Below are 16,444 nucleotides of genomic sequence, written 5' to 3'. Positions count from 1 at the left end.
CCGCATTTCAGGATTAACCATAGGATGATGGACGCGCGGGACTCGACCGGGACAGCTGGACGGATGCCGGCGGTGCTTGCGCGCGCCGCCACTCCGGCCAAGCCCGGCCGTTTGAGGCTTGCGCTGCGTTTCTGCGGATTTGTCGTCCTCGTCATACTGGTGCTGTTTGCCGGTGGCTTCGGATGGTTTGCCGACAAGGTGAGCCACATGGCGACCCCGGTCGATCCGGCCAAGGCCGATGCCATCATCGTGCTGACCGGCGGCCAGTCGCGGCTGGACGCGGCGATGGACCTTTTGGCATCCGGCAAGGGCAAGCGGCTGCTGATCAGCGGCGTTCACCCTCTGCCAGCCGCCACCAACTGCAGGTGGCGATGGGTGGCGACAAGCAGCTGTTCTCGTGCTGCGTCGACATCGATCGCGCCGCGCTCGACACCATCGGCAATGCCGAGGAGAGCGCCAAATGGGTCGAAAGCCACTCCTATGGCAGCATCATCATCGTCACCAACAATTACCACATGCCGCGCAGCCTGCTCGAGATGAGCCGGCTGCTGCATGGCGCGCGGATCGAGCCCTACCCGGTGGTCAACACCAATCTCGGCAATGGCGGCTGGCTGACCAAGCCGGAAGCGTTGCGCGTGCTGCTTACCGAGTATAGCAAATATGTGCTGTCGTTAGCGCGCGGCTTCCTGCCGCTGCATCCGACGCCCGATGGCCTGACACTGGCGGAAGCCTCCTCGGTCAACAGCGGGAAGCCCGGCCAAATCACCCCATAGGCTTGCTGTCACGCAGGCGAGCGACCTCCTGCTCGAGGCTTGCAATGCGCCGATCGCGTTCGGCAAGCGCCGCCGCGACATCGGCCGCCTCGAAGCGCTGCGGGATATGCTGCGGACAATTGGCGTCCCAGGCCGAGACGGTGAACAGGATCGTCTGCTCCGGCCGCGCCTTGTAATTCTCGGGCATCAGTCTAGCCGTCTGCTCCGGATCGTTGTCGACGACACGCGCCTTGCCCCAGATCTTGATGCGCTGCCGCATCATGTAGTCGATCAGGAACAGGAAGGCCTGGTCGTTATCTTCCAGATTGCCCTGGGTGATGAACTGCCGGTTGCCGGAGAAATCGGCAAAGCCGATCGTGTGCTCGTCCAGAACCTTGAGGAACCCGGCCGGGCCACCCCTATGCTGGATGTAAGGTTGTCCGTCGGCATTGGCCGTCGCCAGGAAAACGCTGGTCTGCGCCTCGATGAAGGCGGCGAGATCCGGCGTGATCGTCGCGCGCCAGCCGCCACGCTGCTCGACGCGGGCATAGGAGTCGCGCGATCCCTTGCGCGCCTGGATCGCCTTGATGGTCGGCGTGAAGGCGACATCGCTGGTGAAGCCATTCATGGCGGCGTTCCTCTTGCAGGCTCGCACATCAGATAGCCTCTTCCGGAAAACGGATGTAGAGAGCATATTTGCAATTCATCCTTCCAGATTTCGGAAGAATAATGGATCGCCTTGATGCCATGTCCCTGTTCGTCGCCACGGTGGAGGCCGGCAGCCTTTCGGCCGCGGCGCGACGCGCCGGCATGCCGCTGGCAACCGTCAGCCGCAGGCTCTCCGAGCTGGAAAAGCATCTGAAGACGCGCCTGCTCAACCGTTCGACGCGACGCCTGAGCCTGACCGACGCCGGCCAGTCCTATCTCGCCGCCTGCCGCCGTATCCTTGAAGATGTCGGCGAGGCCGAGCGCGCCGCTGCCGGCGAGTATCTGAACCCCACCGGCGAACTGGTCGTCACCGCGCCGGTCGTCTTCGGCCGCCTGCATGTTCTGCCTGTCGTCACCGACTTCCTTGCCGCCTATCCCGAGGTGGATATCCGCCTGACCTTGTCCGACCGGCTCACCCAGCTGGTCGAGGAGCATATCGATCTCGCGGTGCGCATCGGCGAATTGCCGGACTCGGCGATGGTCGCGATGCGCGTCGGTTCGATCCGCCGCATCATTTGCGCGAACCCGACCTATCTTGCCGGACGCGGAGTGCCGACAAGGCCGCAGGACCTTGCCGGCCACGACTGCGTCACGTTCGAAGGGCTTGCGTCTCCGGCCACCTGGACCTTCGGCGCGGGCAAGTCGGAAATTGTGGTGCCTGTCCGCTCGCGGCTGCAGGTCAACACGGCCGAAGCGGCGATCGACGCCGCGATTGCCGGCCTGGGCCTGACCAGGGTGTTGTCTTACCAGGCCGATGCCTCCGTGCGCGCCGGAGCGCTGCAAGTGGTGCTCGAGCCGTTCGAGCCGCCGCCCTGGCCGGTCAGCCTGGTGCATGCCGGCCAGGGCCGGCTGCCGGTGAAGCTGCGCGCCTTCCTCGACTTCGCCGCGCCGCGCCTGAAGCAGCGGTTGGCGCGATCGCTTTGACGGCGTGTTGCGACTGCCCGCCGTTTCCTTTTGCTGCTGCTTGGTGTAACCAACGCACACCTCATCACCGGGCCTTTCCCGTATGCTCATTATCCGCTCGCTGGCGTTCAACTTCGTCTTCTATCTCAACCTGATCGTCCAGATGATCGTCTGGACGCCCTACTATTTCCTGTCGCCGCGCCACCGCGCCTGGTTCGTGCCGAAATTCTGGTCGCGCACCTCGATGTGGCTCTACGACAAGATGGCGTTCACCAAGAACGACATCACCGGGGTCGAGAATCTGCCCGAAGGCTCCTTCATCCTGGCGCCGAAGCACCAGTCCTTCTGGGATGCGATCGCCTTCTATCCCTATCTCGAGGATCCGCTCTACATCCTCAAGCGCGAGCTGACCTGGATCCCGTTCTTCGGCTGGTACATCTTGAAGATGCGCATGATCCCGGTCGATCGCGGCAGCCGCTCGAAAGCACTGAAAGCCGTCGTCAATGCCACCAAGGAGGAGATGGCGCGCAATCCGCGCCAGCTCATCATCTATCCGGAGGGTACCCGCCGCCCGCCAGGCGCGGAGCCATCTTACAAATACGGCATCGTCGAGATTTATGCGCAATTGGGCGTACCCGTGGTCCCGGTTGCCCATGTCGCCGGCCTCTACTGGCCGCGCCGCAAGTTCTTGCGCTACCCCGGCACCATCAAGGCCCGCTTCCTGCCGCCGATCCCCCCAGGCCTTGACAAGGAAGAATTCATGCGGCGGCTGGTCGGCGAGACGGAGGCCGCCTGCGATCAGATGCTCGTCGAGGCAGCGCAGGCGCCGAACCCACCGCCGATGCCGCCGACGGCGGCGAAGCGGCTGGCGGAGCTTGGCGTAGCAGCTGTGGAAGCCTGATCTTTCTTACGGCAGCGCAGCCCAGGCGGTCGTCAGCACCAGTGTCGCGGCGAAGATCAGATTGATGATCCGCGACGCCACGGGATGGCGCAGAAACCGCGCAAAACCCGTTCCGGCGAGCAGCCATGCCGCATGGATGACAACGATCATCGCTGCAAGTACCAGCAGCTTGGCGGAACCAGCCAGCGCGCCCGCTCGCGACGAGGCGCCGGCAAAGACAGCGGCAATCGCCACATAGGCCTTCGGATTGGCGACGGCGAGCATGAAGCCGCCGGCAAAGGTCGGGTGTGCTGCTTGCCCTCCGCTTTCGGCCAGCGGCGGCGCAGTCGCTATTCTGAAAGCGAGATAAAGGATGTAGCCCGCCGAGAGGATCGCCAGCACCGTGGCAATCCCAGGCATCGAGGCAAGCATACCGACAATGCCGGCAGCCACCACCAGCAGCACGGCGATCGTTCCAAGCACCAGCCCCGACGCGTAACCCAGCGAGGAACGCAGGCCGAATGCCGCTCCGACGGCGGTGACACTGATGGTCGATGGCCCCGGACTGCCCATGACGACAGTCGCCGCCACGATGAGCGCCAACAATTGCTGCCAGGCCTCGGACCATACCCCTGCCGCCATGTCGCACTCCGTCCCCCGCTATATGGCAGGAATTACGGGCAATCATCACGGCAGTCTTGGACAATTGTGCGCGCACCTACCGCGCAAGGCGTGTTGAGATTCGGGTCAGGCCGGTCTCACCCGAAGATCGACACGCCTTAGGCGCTGGCCCGGTCGAGCGCCCCGATATCGTCTGACGAAAGCTTGAGCGACGCGGCACGGATCAAGCTGTCCATCTGCTCTGGTGTCGTCGCGCTGGCGATCGGCGCTGTCACGCCCGGTCGGGCGATGATCCAGGCCAACGCCACTTCCGCCTGCTTGGCCGAATGACGCTCGGCGACGGCATCGAGCGCCGACAGGATGCGCATACCGCGCTCGTTGAGATAGCCGGCTACGTCCGAACCGCGCGCGCTCTGGCCAAGATCGGCCTTGCTGCGGTACTTGCCGCTCAGAAAACCCTTGGCCAGGCTGAAATAGGTGATGACGCCGATATCCTCCGCCTTGCACAGATCGAGCAGCGGGCCATCGAGCGACGCGCGGTCGTACAAATTGTATTCGGGCTGCAGCACTTCGTAGCGCGGCAGGCTGCGCAGGCTGCCGACATCGAGCGCGGCGCGCAATTGGCCGGCATCGAGATTGGAGCAGCCGGAGTAGCGTATCTTGCCCTTTTCGAGCAGGCGCTGATAGGCGCCGAGCGTTTCCTCGTAAGGCGTGGCCGGATCCGGCCAATGCGACAGATAGAGGTCGATGACATCGACCTGCAGCCGCTTCAGCGATTGCTCGACCGCCTTTTCGATATAGGCCGCGGAGAGGTCCTTCTTGCCCTGCCCCATATCGGAGCCGACTTTCGTAATGACCACGATTTGATCGCGGTTGCCGCGGCTTTTCATCCAGTTACCGATGATGGTTTCCGATTCGCCGCCCTTGTTGCCGGGAACCCAGCGCGAATAAGCGTCGGCCGTGTCGACCGCGTTGAAACCGGCTCCGGCAAAGCGGTCGAGCAGGTCGAAGGAGGTTTTCTCGTCGGCGGTCCAGCCGAAGACATTGCCGCCCAGGACCAGCGGCGCGATGGAAAGGTCGGTGCGACCGAGGCGGCGTTTTTGCAAGACTGATCTCCGTTGAGCTCGGGGCGTTGAGTTGCCGCTAAGCTAGGTCCCGGCCAGCCAAGGTCAAAGGCATGGTTTTGCTTTTTGATCGGGCCAGAGCAATTCCAGCAAAAGTGCGCAGGGGTTAGGTTCGGCGGCTTCGCCGTAGCCTTGCGCCCGGAGTTGCGTGAAAACAAAGAGATAGAGCATTGGAGGCGAAATCCTTTTCGCTGGAAATGCGCCTCACGAAGGCGCGACCTGTCGGCCGACCTCCTCCAGCCAATGGTCGCGGATGCCGAGCGCCTCCAAATGATCGAGCGTGCTCAAGACATAGTCCTCATTGTTGCCGGACTGGCCGACGGCGCCGCGAACGACTTTTGCCGCCTCGTCGGGATCGAGCGCGCCGGCATATTGCTCGTGCTGGCGGTCGACGATGTAGGCGACCGCCTCGACCTTACCGCCTTCTCCCGATGCGCCGCCATCCAGCCGGACATCGAGCATGCGTTCGAGATAGACGCTGGTCACCAGTTCGCGGTCGCGCAGGTAGGAGAGCACCTCGTCGCGCAAATTGCCGGGCACGCGATACGCAAGCCCGATGCAGGAGCCGCCGCGGTCGAGGCCGAGCACCAGTCCCGGCCGCTCACGCGTGCCGCGATGCACGAAGGAATAGACGCAAAGCGAACGGCGATAGCCGTAGAGCCGGGCGCGCCGCGTCTCGATATGTGCGAAACCCGGCCGCCAGATCAGCGACCCATAGCCAAAAACCCAAAAATCGCCCATATCGCCAAGCCTGATTGCATTTCGAGTGACGACAGCGCCGGTAAGGTGCTTCTTCAGTTCCCGCTTGTTGTGCGTGAGAATGAAGTCGCCACATGAGGGGTTAACGAGAGCCGCAGCATGACGTCAAGGGACGAGCGACCATCCAAACGCCGCCGCCGGCTGCTCTGGCTTGCCGCATTTATCATCGTGCTCTTCGCCATCTATAGCGGCGGCTGGTTCTACCTGGCCGACCGGCTCAAGACCGAGGCCGACCAGGCTTCAGCAAGACTGAAGACGCAAGGCATTGTCGCCGGTTGCGCCAGTCTTACCGTCAGCGGCTATCCGACGAGCTTTACCGTCTCATGCGACAACATCGCCTATGAGGATGACGGCAGGAAAGTCGCCGCTTCCACCGGCCGCTTCAACGCCGTTGCCGATGTCACCTCGCCCTTGTCGCCCGTCGCCGACCTGCGCGGCCCGCTGCGGACGATGGCGCCCGGCACGCCGCCGCTTTTCATCGACTGGGACCAATTACAGGCAAACGTCAAAGTGTGGTGGCCGCTGCCGAGCAGCGTCTCGCTTCAGGCTGACGGCCTTTCCGGTCAAACCGATCCGCAAGACGAAACCGACCCTGTGCAATTGTTCAGCGCTGGCAAGGCCGCCGGCCAGCTGCAGCCGATAGGCCAGGACATCAAGTATGTCGGCAGCTTCGGCGATCTGGAGATCAATGCGGATGCCATTGGCGGACGTGTGCTGCCGGCGCTCGATGGCAGCGGCGAGGCAACGCTGAAGAACGGCGTAGAATTGATAGCCGCCGCGCCGAAAAGTCTGCGCGGTCAGACCGTCGACATCGCCAAGCTGGACCTGTCGTCCGGGACGGCGCGTATCACCGTGTCGGGACCGATCTCCGTCGATGCCGAAGGCCTCGTCGATGCAAATCTAACGATCAAGCTCAAGGACCCAAAGGCGGTGGCGGCCATCCTTGGCGGCGCCATGCCGGAGCACAAGAGCGAAATCGAGCAAGGATTTGCGGCCATTGCCATGCTTGGCAAGGAGCCGTCTTTGCCGCTGAAAATAACCAAGGGCAAGGCTTCGCTGGGCTTCATCCCGCTGGGCAAAATCAAGCCGGTCGACTAGGCATGGTCCCGAAAAGTGGGAACCGGTTTTCGGGCAAGACCATGCCGACTAAGAACAGTAACGCAATGATGCGCGCGCCGGTCAGACTGCTCAGCGTCGGTGCCTTCACCCTCGACACGATCCTGCGCGTCGACACGCTTCCCGCGCATCAGGGCAAGTTCATCGCCAGCGACGGTGTCCAGATCGCTTCCGGCATGGCGACGAGCGCCGCCTGCGCCGCGCATCGTCTCGGCGCCGACGTCTCGCTCTGGGCAAGCGCCGGCGACGATCTGATCGGCGACCAGCTGATCGCCGACATTCAGGCCGAAGGCATCGACTGCAGCCTCATCCGCCGCATCGCCGGCGCGCGCTCGGCGCTGGCCGCGATCCTGGTCGATGCGCATGGCGAGCGCATCATCGTTCCATTCTATGACAGCAAAGCGCAAGCCGACCCCGAAACGCTGCCGCTTGCCGACCTGTCCGGCTTCGACGCCGTGCTGGTCGACGTCCGCTGGCCGGGCGCCGCGGCGCTTGCCTTGACCGCAGCGCGAAACGCCGGCCGCCCAGCAATCCTCGACGCCGATACCGCGCCGGTCGAGGTGCTGGAGCGGCTTTTGCCCTTGGCCTCGCACATCGTTGCTTCCGAGCCCGCCGCCCGCATCGTCTGCGGCAATGCGCTCGATCCGCAAAGCGCTTGTGCCGATCTCGCATCGCGCACCGACGCCTTCGTGGCGGTGACCGGTGGCGCCGCCGGGACCTGGTGGCATGACCGGGAAAGTGGCGGCGTGGGCCATGTCGAGGCGCCGAAAGTCAAGGCGGTGGACACGCTCGCGGCCGGTGACGTCTTCCACGGCGCCTTCGCCGTCGGCCTTGCCGAAGCCATGCCTATGGAGGAAGCGCTGCGTTTCGCCAGCGCCGCCGCAGCGCTCAAATGTCTGCGCTTCGGCGGCCGTCTCGGCGCACCGGATCGGGCCGAGACGCTGGCGATGATGGCCGCGCACTGGCCGCCGTCGGAAGCGACGAGAGAAAAGCTTAGCTTTTGAACCGGGGTGTTCGACCGCCTGACGGCCGAAATCCGGCACGTCGATGTCCTGGCCGGCCTCGATGATCGAGCGGCGGACGGCGCGGGTGCGGGTGAACAGGTCGAACAGTTTTTCGCCATCGCCCCAGCGGATTGCCCGCTGCAGCGAGGCAAGGTCTTCCGAAAAGCGCGCCAGCATCTCCAGGATCGCATCCTTGTTGTGCAGGCACACGTCGCGCCACATGGTCGGATCGGAGGCCGCCAGTCGGGTGAAATCGCGAAAACCGGAGGCGGAGTATTTGATGACTTCGCTCTTGGTCACCGCCTCCAGGTCGTCCGCCGTGCCGACGATGTTGTAGGCGATGATATGCGGCAGGTGCGAGACGATGGCCAAGGTCATGTCGTGATGCTGCGGGTCCATCGTGTCGATGTTGGAGCCGCAGCGCCGCCAGAATTCCGACAGCTTCTCGAGCGCGGCGGGGTCGGTGCCCGGCACCGGCGTGAAGATGCACCAGCGGTTGTCGAAGAGATCGGCAAAGCCGGCGTCCGGTCCGGATTTTTCCGTGCCGGCCAGCGGATGTCCGGGGATGAAATGCACGCCATCGGGCACATGCGGCTGCATCTGCGCGATCACGGAGGCCTTGGTCGAGCCGACATCGGTGAGGATGGCGCCCTGCTTCAGCACTGGAGCGATCTCCGCGGCGACCTCGCCGGATGACCCGACCGGAACCGAGACGATGATGAGATCCGCGTCGCCCACCGCTTCCTTGGCATCGGTGCTGTAGGAATCGCCAAGGCCAAGCTCCTCGGCGCGCTTGAGCGTCGATGCGCTGCGCGTCGCGATGGCGATGTGGTTGGCGAGCCCCTCGCGGCGGATGACGCGTGCGAGCGACGAGCCGATCAGGCCGATGCCGACCAGCGCTATTTTCTCGAACATCGGTGATGCCATTGTGTTTTTAGCTTTTCAGGAAAATCGCCAGCGCGTCGACGACGCCGCGATTGGCCTCTTCGGTGCCGACGCTCATGCGCAGCGCGTTGGGAAAGCCGTAGCCGGTGACGCGGCGCAGGATATAGCCACGCTGGCTGAGATAGTCGTCGGCGGCCGCGGCGGAATGCTTCTTGTCGTCGGGGAAGTGGATCAGCAGGAAATTGCCGACGCTGGGCGTCACCCTGAGGCCGAGAGCGGTGAGCGCTTCGCTGAGCCAGGCCAGCCATTTCTCGTTGTGCAGCACGCTGCGCTCGACATGGGCGCGATCACGGATCGACGCGATGCCGGCCTCGATGGCCGTCGCGTTGACATTGAACGGGCCGCGCACCCGGTTGATCGCATCGACGATATGCGCCGGACCGTACATCCAGCCGACCCGGGCGCCGCCGAGGCCGAGTTTGGAGAAGGTGCGCGTCATCACCACGTTCTCGGCGCTTCCGGCGAGCTCGATGCCGGCTTCGTAGTCGTTGCGGCGCACATATTCGGCGTAAGCCGCATCGAGCACCAGAAGCACGTTCTTCGGCAGGCCGGCATGCAGGCGGCGCACCTCGCTGAACGGCAAATACGTGCCGGTCGGATTGTTGGGATTGGCGAGGAACACGATCCGCGTCGCCGGCGTCACGGCCGCCAGGATCGCGTCGACATCGGCGCGCTCCTCGGTTTCCTTGACCGCCACCGGCCTGGCGCCCGCCGTCTGGATATAGATCTTGTAGACCCCGAAGGCGTGTTCGGTGAACACTGCCTCGTCTCCGGGCGCGAGATAGATCTGCGCCAAAAGCCCCAGGATCTCGTCGGAGCCGTTGGAGCAGATGATGTTTGCCGGGTTGAGGCCATGCACCTCGCCGATCGCTTCGCGCAGCCGGCGGGCCGAGCCGTCAGGATAGACGTCGAGCTTGGCAGCCACTTGCCGCGCAGCCTCGATCGCCTTCGGCGAGGGCCCGAGCGGGTTCTCGTTCGACGACAGTTTATAGACTTTCGTCACCCCGGCCGGGGCCGTGCTCTTGCCGGGCACGTAGGCCTCGATGTCCATGATGCCCGCGCGGGGCGTCGGACGTGGCTGATCCTGCTTCATGTCACAAATCCGTCGAGAAGGTCTTGAGGCCGCAGCGGAAATACAGGCCATGGCCCGGAATGTCGAGTGCCGGCGCTTAGGCCGCCGCTCCTTGCCGTTGACGAAGCGCGGCGCTGGTTCTAGAAGAGCAGCAACACTTCCGTGGTGATTTGGCCGGTCGGCTTGCAGCCACGTTAAACAATTCGCTAAAGGGCCGTTTGCAACCTGTAAACCGGCTTCGCGAAGGCAGGCCGGTTTTTTGTTGTCCGCCGGCCCGGACACCGCATCAGTAAAGATCGATGCGGCTTGGATCGAGGACTGCGATGGCCGCTCAGCGCGCTGCACGAACCAATGACGAGGCCGACCATCCGTCGAGCCCGCTACTGCAGTTCGGCCCCGACAGGCCGCTGCAGCTCGACGCCGGCACGCTGCTGTCGCCCTTCCAGATCGCCTATCAGACCTATGGCACGCTCAACGACGCCCGCTCCAACGCCATCCTCGTCTGCCATGCGCTGACCGGCGACCAGCATGTCGCCAGCACCAATCCGGTGACCGGCAAGCCGGGCTGGTGGGCAGTGCTGATCGGCCCCGGCAAGATCATCGACACCAACCGCTTCTTCGTCATCTGCTCCAACGTTATCGGCGGCTGTCTCGGGTCGACCGGTCCTGCGTCGACCAACCCGACGACCGGCAAGCCTTACGGGCTGGAGCTGCCGATCATCACCATCCGCGACATGGTGCGTGCGCAGGCGATGCTGGTCGACCATTTCGGCATCGAAAAGCTGTTTTGCGTGCTCGGCGGCTCCATGGGCGGCATGCAGGTGCTGGAATGGGCCGCCAGTCATTCCGAACGCGTCTTCTGCGCGCTGCCGATCGCCACCGGTGCGCGCCATTCCTCGCAAAACATCGCCTTCCATGAAGTCGGCCGACAGGCCGTGATGGCGGATCCGGACTGGCACGGCGGCAAATATCTCGATTTCGGCAAGCGCCCGGAAAAGGGGCTCGCCGTCGCCCGCATGGCCGCCCACATCACTTACCTTTCGGAGGCGGCCTTGCACCGCAAGTTCGGCCGCAACCTGCAGGACCGCGAGGCGCTGACCTTCGGCTTCGACGCCGATTTCCAGATCGAAAGCTATCTGCGCCACCAGGGCATGACCTTCGTCGACCGTTTCGACGCCAATTCCTATCTCTATTTGACCCGGGCGATGGACTATTTCGATCTCGCCGCCGACCATGGTGGCCGCCTGGCCGACGCCTTCGCCGGCACCAGGACACGCTTCTGCCTGGTCTCCTTCACCAGCGACTGGCTGTTCCCGACCGAGGAAAGCCGCTCGGTCGTGCATGCGCTCAACGCCGCCGGCGCCTCGGTGTCCTTCGTCGAGATCGAGACCGATCGCGGCCACGACGCATTCCTGCTCGACGAGCCGGAGCTGTTCGCGGCGATCAACGGTTTTATCGGCTCGGCCGCGCGGGCGAGAGGGCTCCGCGCATGACCCCGAAAAATTGCAGACTTTTCGGACCGGGATCATGCGCCAGGCAGGAGGCGAAGCCATGAGCGTCAACCGCGCCCAGCGCGTCGATCTCGAGGTCGTCACCGACCTCATCCCGCCGAACTCGCGCGTCCTCGACGTCGGCTCGGGCGACGGCCTGCTGCTGGAGCTGCTGCAAGAGACCAAGCAGGTCGACGGCCGCGGGCTGGAATTGTCGCAGCGCGGCGTCAACGAATGCGTGGCGCGCGGCCTTTCGGTCATCCAGGGCGACGCCGACACGGACCTGAAATTCTATCCCGACAAGGGTTTTGATTTCGTCGTGCTGTCGCAGACCATGCAGGCGACCCGCAACCCTAAGATCGTGCTCGACGAATTGCTCAGGATCGGCAACCGCGCCATCGTCTCCTTCCCTAATTTCGGCCACTGGCGGGTGCGCTTCTCGCTGCTGGTCAAGGGCAGGATGCCGGTCACCAAGGACCTGCCTTATTCCTGGTACGACACCCCCAACATCCACTTCTGCACCATCCGCGACTTCGTCAATCTGTGCGAGGAGCTTGGCGCGACGGTCGAGAAGGCGACCGCGCTCGACGCCGCCGGCCAGAAGATCGGCTTGTCGATGCCGTGGTGGTTCTGGAACTTTTTCGGGCAGCAAGCGGTTTTTCTGCTGAAGCGCTAGCCTGCGGCACGAATTGCGCAAGCGTATAGTTCTAGCCAAGCACATCCGTAGCCTTGTGCGGATGCTCGACGCCGTCAACGACGATCACACCGGAGTTCGAATTTTCGGTGCGCAACGAGAGGATCGCCCGATAGGCCGGCGAATTGTACCAGTCCCGCACATGCTGACGGTCCGGGAATTCAATGACGATCAGATGTCCGGGCCAGTCGTTTTCGATGACCTCGACCTCGCCGCCATGGACGATGAAGCGGCCGCCGAACGGGGCCAGGGTGGCATCGATCTTTTCCAGATATTCGATCATCCAGCGGCCAGGCGTGACATGACGCATATGGGCAACGGCGTAAGCGGTCATCAATCTGCTCCTTCATTCCATGCCGACTTCCGGCTTGATGGGAGCAAACTCCGGGATTGAAGTATTCCAGTCGATTACCTCGGAAGTCATCATTCCGGATGAAGCCGTTGCGATCACGAAATGGGGCCAGCGCGGTTGTCGGCAGCCAACAGTGTTGCTTTCACGGCGCGTCCGAAGAAAAACTGCCTCCCGCCAAGACACATCCACGTGACAGTGATATGTGCTTTTTGTTAGCGTCTTCAAACAATTTGGGGGGCGGAGCATGCAAACGGGCGACGGCGGATTCTTCCGGCAGTCCAAAGCGCCGGGACCTGGCGGAGCCAGATGACGACCGAAGCGGGTCCGCTGATCACGGTCATCACGCCGACGCATAACCGGCGCAGCCAAGTTGTGCGCGCGGTGGAAAGCGTTCTTGCCCAGACACTTACCCGCTTTGAGCACATTGTGGTTGACGACGGCTCGACCGACGGCACGGCCGCCGCGCTGGCCGAAATCCGCGATCCAAGGCTGATCTATGTCGGTGCCAAATGGCGCGGCGCCAATGCCGCGCGCAATGCCGGCATCGAGCGGGCGCGAGCGCCGGTGGTGAGCTTCCTCGACTCGGACGATGTCTATTTGCCGGACCGGCTGGAGCGGACGCTGGCGCAGTTCGACCGGAACCCATCGCTCGAGGTGCTGATCAGCTCCTTCCTGTCGGTGAAGGGCGGCCGCAGCACCAAATGCATCAATCGCCAGGGTTTTCTCGACAAGGGCACGCTGCAGCGCGCTTTGGTTTCACAGACCATGTTCATCGCCGGCTCGGCGATCACGGCGCGTCATGAATCGCTGCTCGCGATCGGCGGCTACGACAGCGACGTCGCGCGTATGCAGGACCTCGAATTGCTGCTGCGTTTTTCCCAGCGCGCCGGCGCCATGCTGTCCGAAGATATCGACTGGAAGAAATACCATTCCGAGAATTCGATCTCCCGTCGCCGCAACGGCTATGTCGAGGCCTATGCCAATCTGATCGACAAGCACCCCTATATTGCCGACCGCTATCCCGATGTGCCGCCTTACATGATCACGCGTCAGATCATCGCCGATGCCCTGAAAGGCAGGTTGCCGGAGGCATTTTCTGGCTATCTCGCCAACCGGTCGTCCAAAGCGCTCGGCTATTCGGTGGTGCAATTGCTGCGCGGCTATGTCGCCGGCCGCCGCTGGCGTCGCGATTGCCATGGCGAATTCCGCGGCAAGTACGGCGCCCGACCAGCCTGAGCCGGCACCAGCTTTTAAGCCTTGGCGACTTCTTTCTTGCGGCGCGTCACGTGCGGCGGCGGTTCGATCGCGCCCGCTCGGACCCGTATCGGCTTGAGCGGCGAGCCGCTGCTGTCCTTGACGATGGTGAGGGAGCGCGGGAAGAAATAGTTGTTGTGCAGTCCACGGCCGATATTGAGGATGGCAGTCCCCGGCAGACGCTTCTCCATCATCGACAGCACCCGTCGCAGCGATGGGCCGTCGAAGGCATCCAGCGCTTCGTCGATGATCACCCATTTCGGCTTGCGTAAGGCGAGTCGGGCGAAGGCGACCGAGCGCTGTTCGTCATCGCTGAGCTCACGCTCCCAGCGCCCCGGACGGTCGAGCGACGATGACAGCCGCTCGAGGCCGACCTCGGCAAGCACCGCCAGAAAATCGGCATCGCTCGCAGACGCGGCTCCATTCGGGTGAAGCACCTCGCGCAACGTTCCCGCCGGGAAATACGGGACGCGCGGCACGAAGATCGGAGTTTCGCCCGCCGGCAGGCCGATCCGTCCCTTGCCCCACGGCCACAGCCCGGCGATGGCGCGAAAGAACAACGTCTTGCCGGCGCCCGGCTCGCCGGTGATCATGACGCGCTCACCGGGCCGGATTTCGACATGCTGTTCGGCCAGCTTGGTGCAGCCGTCCGGCGAGGCCACTTCGAGCGTCTCGAACGTCAGGCTGCCATTGGCGTTGTCGCCGAATTCGATACGCTTTTCCTTGTCATGCAGCACATCGGTTTCATTGAGCGCGATGCGGAAGTCGGCGACACGCATCAGCGTAGCGCGCCAGTCGGCGATGCTGCCGATGTTGTTGACGAACCAGCGCAAGGATGAATGCACCTGGTTGAAGGCGCCGACCGCCATCATCAGCCCGCCGAAACTGATGTCGCCAGCGAAATAGACCGGGGAGGCGACCAGGATCGGCGCCACGACAGTGATCCAGCCATAGGTATCGGTCACCCAGGACAGGTTGATCTGGGCGGTGAAGATGCGGCGCATGGCGCCCAGCACAGTGCCAAGGTCGATTTCGAGCCCTCGCTTGGCATCGGCTTCGCCATGGTAGAGCGCAATCGCATCGACATTCTCGTTGACGCGCACCATGGATGAGCGCAGCTCGGCTTCGCGGGTGTAGCGATCGCTGTTGAGCCGGATCAGCGGGCGCCCGACCAGCCAGCTCAGCCACGAGGCGATGCCGGCATAGATGAACGCGGCCCACACCATGTAGCCCGGTATCGCCAGCGAATAGCCGCCGACGTGGAAGACGAAGCCGGACGACAATTGCCAAAGCACGCCGACGAAGGAAACGAGCAGGATGAACGACTGCAACAGGCCGACGCCAAGGTCGGTCGACAGGTCGGACAGATGCGCGGCGTCCTGCTGCATGCGCTGGTCGGGATTGACGCCGATAGCCCCGGCGTTGGCCAGCCGGAAGGCGCGCGCCGGGCGCATCCACTGGTCGATCAGGTCGAGCGTCAGCGCTTGGCGCAGTTTCAGCCGGAACATCTGGTTGAGCCAAGTCTGGCCGATGTTGAGCACCAGCAGCCCGCCGGCGATCATCGCAAACACCATGAGCTGGTGCAGGAAGGCCGCCATGTCGCGGCGCGCCAGCGCATCGTAGAAGGGTTGGTTCCAACTGTTGAGCAGCACCTGGCCTATCGATGTCGCGACGATGACGCCGACAATGCCGATCGACGTCCAGGCCAGCCATTTGCGGACCGGCGATGCCACCAGCCCATGCTTGATCGTCGCCACCTGGTCACGCAGGCTGCTGGCCTCGACCGAGACGGCGGCCTGCTCAGTGCCGGGCTTATGATCTGCTTCATCGACCATACAGAAAATCCATGCTTTCGGGAGCGGCCGTCAACGCCGATACCGCGCTTCGACCTCTGCCCTGAGATAGGGTGACGATTGGCCCGTGGCGCAAGGCGCGGCCGCGATCACGAACGCGTCACCCGGCCAGGCGCGGCGGCGGTCGCCCGCCGGCCAAGCCGCGTTGCGCCCTGCGGCGAGAAGACCGGCACGAAGACGCGGCGCGAGGCGCGTTGGGCGACCGGCACGCCCTGGTAAAGCCGCTTCTGCGCCTCGACGACGATGACGCCGGAAAAGATCGGCCAGAACCGCCTGCCCGCCTTTTCCAGCACATTGTGGAACCGCATCATGAAGCGCCGCGGCGACGGCGGAAAAAACAGCGCGTCGCACCAGGCGGCAGGCGTGAAATTGGCCTCGCGCAGCAACTCCGTGAGCTGGCCGCGCGAGAATGGTCGGCCATTGCCGAACGGTGTGTGCTCAAAACGCGCCCAGACGCCGCGCCGGTTGGGCACGACGATGACGACGCGCCCCGCCGGCGACAGCACGCGCCAGATTTCGTTCAAGGTTTCGCGCGGATTTTCCGCGTGTTCGAGCGAATGCACGAGCAGCACGCGGTCGATACAGGAATCGACCAGCGGCAGTTCCTCGTCGAAGACCAGCGCGGTCGCTGTCGGCCCCGTCGCCGGCCACACCACCGCGCCTTGCGTCGCCGGCATGAAGGCAAACACGCGCTCGGCATCGGTGCCGAACCGCTCAAGCCACGGCAACGTATAGCCAAGCCCGACCAGCCGCTCGTTGGGGACGGTCGCCCATATCGAGGATAGCGCCATGCTGATCGCGCGCTCGGCCAGACGCCCGAGCGTGGTTGAGTAGAAGGAGCGCAGATCGACGATATCCGAATGCATGCGCGGGACGGTAGCTGTGATGCCTGTGAAGTTCAACAAAGGCTCAACAAA

General features: G+C 63.9%; 16 protein-coding genes, 2 pseudogenes and 1 riboswitch. Of the genes and pseudogenes, 8 read left to right on the top strand and 10 right to left on the bottom strand.

All coding sequences use genetic code 11. The features are described 5' to 3' along the window. The first annotated feature begins 24 nt into the window (after positions 1-24). A pseudogene (locus ACVDG8_RS23455) lies at positions 25-773 on the top strand (YdcF family protein). On the opposite strand, the gene ACVDG8_RS23450 reads toward ACVDG8_RS23455, so the two are convergent. Further along, a complete protein-coding gene (locus ACVDG8_RS23450) occupies positions 763-1,380 on the bottom strand; it encodes a pyridoxamine 5'-phosphate oxidase family protein (RefSeq protein WP_447256843.1) in 618 nt (205 codons plus the stop codon). The pseudogene ACVDG8_RS23455 and the gene ACVDG8_RS23450 sit on opposite strands and share 11 nt — an antisense overlap. A 101-nt stretch (positions 1,381-1,481) precedes the next feature. Here ACVDG8_RS23450 and ACVDG8_RS23445 point away from each other — a divergent pair, with 101 nt between their 5' ends. Continuing rightward, complete coding sequence (locus tag ACVDG8_RS23445; protein WP_447256842.1) at positions 1,482-2,384, top strand: LysR family transcriptional regulator; 903 nt, start codon at positions 1,482-1,484, stop codon at positions 2,382-2,384. Between the two features lie 82 nt (positions 2,385-2,466). Beyond that, positions 2,467-3,264 carry a lysophospholipid acyltransferase family protein gene (locus ACVDG8_RS23440; RefSeq protein ID WP_447256841.1) on the top strand — a complete coding sequence of 266 codons (798 nt, stop codon included), beginning with the start codon at positions 2,467-2,469 and terminating at the stop codon, positions 3,262-3,264. Between the two features lie 6 nt (positions 3,265-3,270). Here ACVDG8_RS23440 and ACVDG8_RS23435 read toward each other — a convergent pair whose 3' ends face one another. The 4 genes from ACVDG8_RS23435 to ACVDG8_RS23420 form a co-directional block, all read right to left on the bottom strand. Beyond that, on the bottom strand, positions 3,271-3,885 hold the full coding sequence (locus ACVDG8_RS23435) for a LysE family translocator (protein WP_447256840.1): 615 nt from the start codon (positions 3,883-3,885) through the stop codon (positions 3,271-3,273). Between the two features lie 137 nt (positions 3,886-4,022). Then, complete coding sequence (locus tag ACVDG8_RS23430) at positions 4,023-4,970, bottom strand: aldo/keto reductase (protein ID WP_447256839.1); 948 nt, start codon at positions 4,968-4,970, stop codon at positions 4,023-4,025. A gap of 63 nt (positions 4,971-5,033) precedes the next feature. Further along, the gene (locus ACVDG8_RS23425; protein WP_447256838.1) at positions 5,034-5,159 is read right to left on the bottom strand and encodes a hypothetical protein; all 126 of its coding nucleotides are present in this window, start codon (positions 5,157-5,159) and stop codon (positions 5,034-5,036) included. Positions 5,160-5,192: 33 nt separating this feature from the next. After that, positions 5,193-5,729 (bottom strand): gamma-glutamylcyclotransferase, encoded by a 537-nt coding sequence (locus tag ACVDG8_RS23420; RefSeq protein ID WP_447256837.1) that lies wholly within the window; start codon positions 5,727-5,729, stop codon positions 5,193-5,195. Between the two features lie 117 nt (positions 5,730-5,846). On the opposite strand from ACVDG8_RS23420, the gene ACVDG8_RS23415 reads away from it, so the two are divergent. Together ACVDG8_RS23415 and ACVDG8_RS23410 are read left to right on the top strand one after the other, a co-directional pair. Then, a complete protein-coding gene (locus tag ACVDG8_RS23415; protein ID WP_447256836.1) occupies positions 5,847-6,845 on the top strand; it encodes a DUF2125 domain-containing protein in 999 nt (332 codons plus the stop codon). Positions 6,846-6,913: 68 nt separating this feature from the next. After that, on the top strand, positions 6,914-7,867 hold the full coding sequence (locus ACVDG8_RS23410) for a sugar kinase (RefSeq protein ID WP_455707855.1): 954 nt from the start codon (positions 6,914-6,916) through the stop codon (positions 7,865-7,867). A gap of 3 nt (positions 7,868-7,870) precedes the next feature. Here the strand turns inward: ACVDG8_RS23410 and ACVDG8_RS23405 are convergent. Next, positions 7,871-8,794 (bottom strand): annotated as a pseudogene (locus tag ACVDG8_RS23405) (prephenate/arogenate dehydrogenase family protein); the annotation flags it as partial. 7 nt (positions 8,795-8,801) lie between these two features. Next, the gene (gene hisC / locus ACVDG8_RS23400; protein ID WP_447256834.1) at positions 8,802-9,905 is read right to left on the bottom strand and encodes a histidinol-phosphate transaminase; all 1,104 of its coding nucleotides are present in this window, start codon (positions 9,903-9,905) and stop codon (positions 8,802-8,804) included. Between the two features lie 131 nt (positions 9,906-10,036). Continuing rightward, positions 10,037-10,114: riboswitch (SAM riboswitch) on the top strand. A 93-nt stretch (positions 10,115-10,207) separates the two neighbouring features. On the opposite strand from hisC, the gene metX reads away from it, so the two are divergent. Together metX and metW are read left to right on the top strand one after the other, a co-directional pair. After that, a complete protein-coding gene (gene metX, locus ACVDG8_RS23395; RefSeq protein WP_447256833.1) occupies positions 10,208-11,377 on the top strand; it encodes a homoserine O-acetyltransferase MetX in 1,170 nt (389 codons plus the stop codon). Between the two features lie 58 nt (positions 11,378-11,435). Continuing rightward, complete coding sequence (gene metW, locus ACVDG8_RS23390; RefSeq protein ID WP_371013006.1) at positions 11,436-12,050, top strand: methionine biosynthesis protein MetW; 615 nt, start codon at positions 11,436-11,438, stop codon at positions 12,048-12,050. Positions 12,051-12,081: 31 nt separating this feature from the next. On the opposite strand, the gene ACVDG8_RS23385 is transcribed toward metW, so the two are convergent. After that, a complete protein-coding gene (locus tag ACVDG8_RS23385; protein ID WP_447256832.1) occupies positions 12,082-12,402 on the bottom strand; it encodes a DUF1330 domain-containing protein in 321 nt (106 codons plus the stop codon). Between the two features lie 324 nt (positions 12,403-12,726). Between ACVDG8_RS23385 and ACVDG8_RS23380 the strand changes: the two genes are divergently transcribed. Further along, positions 12,727-13,656 carry a glycosyltransferase family 2 protein gene (locus tag ACVDG8_RS23380; protein ID WP_447256831.1) on the top strand — a complete coding sequence of 310 codons (930 nt, stop codon included), beginning with the start codon at positions 12,727-12,729 and terminating at the stop codon, positions 13,654-13,656. Positions 13,657-13,670: 14 nt separating this feature from the next. Here the strand turns inward: ACVDG8_RS23380 and ACVDG8_RS23375 are convergent, their stop codons facing one another. Both ACVDG8_RS23375 and ACVDG8_RS23370 read right to left on the bottom strand, forming a co-directional pair. Beyond that, entirely contained in the window at positions 13,671-15,509 is a 1,839-nt protein-coding gene (locus ACVDG8_RS23375; protein ID WP_447256830.1) for an ABC transporter ATP-binding protein/permease, read from the bottom strand. A 107-nt stretch (positions 15,510-15,616) separates the two neighbouring features. Further along, positions 15,617-16,393: a class I SAM-dependent methyltransferase gene (locus ACVDG8_RS23370; protein WP_447257420.1), complete on the bottom strand. Its 777-nt coding sequence runs from the start codon at positions 16,391-16,393 to the stop codon at positions 15,617-15,619. Between the last annotated feature and the right edge of the window lie 51 nt (positions 16,394-16,444).

The sequence above is a fragment of the Mesorhizobium sp. ORM8.1 genome (assembly GCF_053005525.2).
This window is presented reverse-complemented; position numbering and strand designations above follow the sequence as displayed.

Excerpts from the sequence above, each read along its gene's own strand:
- ACVDG8_RS23450 (WP_447256843.1), bottom strand. The coding sequence starts at position 1,380 with ATGAATGGCTTCACCAGCGATGTCGCCTTCACGCCGACCATCAAGGCG.
- ACVDG8_RS23445 (WP_447256842.1), top strand. The coding sequence starts at position 1,482 with ATGGATCGCCTTGATGCCATGTCCCTGTTCGTCGCCACGGTGGAGGCC.
- ACVDG8_RS23440 (WP_447256841.1), top strand. The coding sequence starts at position 2,467 with ATGCTCATTATCCGCTCGCTGGCGTTCAACTTCGTCTTCTATCTCAAC.
- ACVDG8_RS23435 (WP_447256840.1), bottom strand. The coding sequence starts at position 3,885 with ATGGCGGCAGGGGTATGGTCCGAGGCCTGGCAGCAATTGTTGGCGCTC.
- ACVDG8_RS23425 (WP_447256838.1), bottom strand. The coding sequence starts at position 5,159 with ATGCTCTATCTCTTTGTTTTCACGCAACTCCGGGCGCAAGGCTACGGC.
- ACVDG8_RS23420 (WP_447256837.1), bottom strand. The coding sequence starts at position 5,729 with ATGGGCGATTTTTGGGTTTTTGGCTATGGGTCGCTGATCTGGCGGCCG.
- ACVDG8_RS23415 (WP_447256836.1), top strand. The coding sequence starts at position 5,847 with ATGACGTCAAGGGACGAGCGACCATCCAAACGCCGCCGCCGGCTGCTC.
- ACVDG8_RS23410 (WP_455707855.1), top strand. The coding sequence starts at position 6,914 with ATGCGCGCGCCGGTCAGACTGCTCAGCGTCGGTGCCTTCACCCTCGAC.
- hisC (WP_447256834.1), bottom strand. The coding sequence starts at position 9,905 with ATGAAGCAGGATCAGCCACGTCCGACGCCCCGCGCGGGCATCATGGAC.
- metX (WP_447256833.1), top strand. The coding sequence starts at position 10,208 with ATGGCCGCTCAGCGCGCTGCACGAACCAATGACGAGGCCGACCATCCG.
- metW (WP_371013006.1), top strand. The coding sequence starts at position 11,436 with ATGAGCGTCAACCGCGCCCAGCGCGTCGATCTCGAGGTCGTCACCGAC.
- ACVDG8_RS23385 (WP_447256832.1), bottom strand. The coding sequence starts at position 12,402 with ATGACCGCTTACGCCGTTGCCCATATGCGTCATGTCACGCCTGGCCGC.
- ACVDG8_RS23380 (WP_447256831.1), top strand. The coding sequence starts at position 12,727 with ATGACGACCGAAGCGGGTCCGCTGATCACGGTCATCACGCCGACGCAT.
- ACVDG8_RS23375 (WP_447256830.1), bottom strand. The coding sequence starts at position 15,509 with ATGGTCGATGAAGCAGATCATAAGCCCGGCACTGAGCAGGCCGCCGTC.
- ACVDG8_RS23370 (WP_447257420.1), bottom strand. The coding sequence starts at position 16,393 with ATGCATTCGGATATCGTCGATCTGCGCTCCTTCTACTCAACCACGCTC.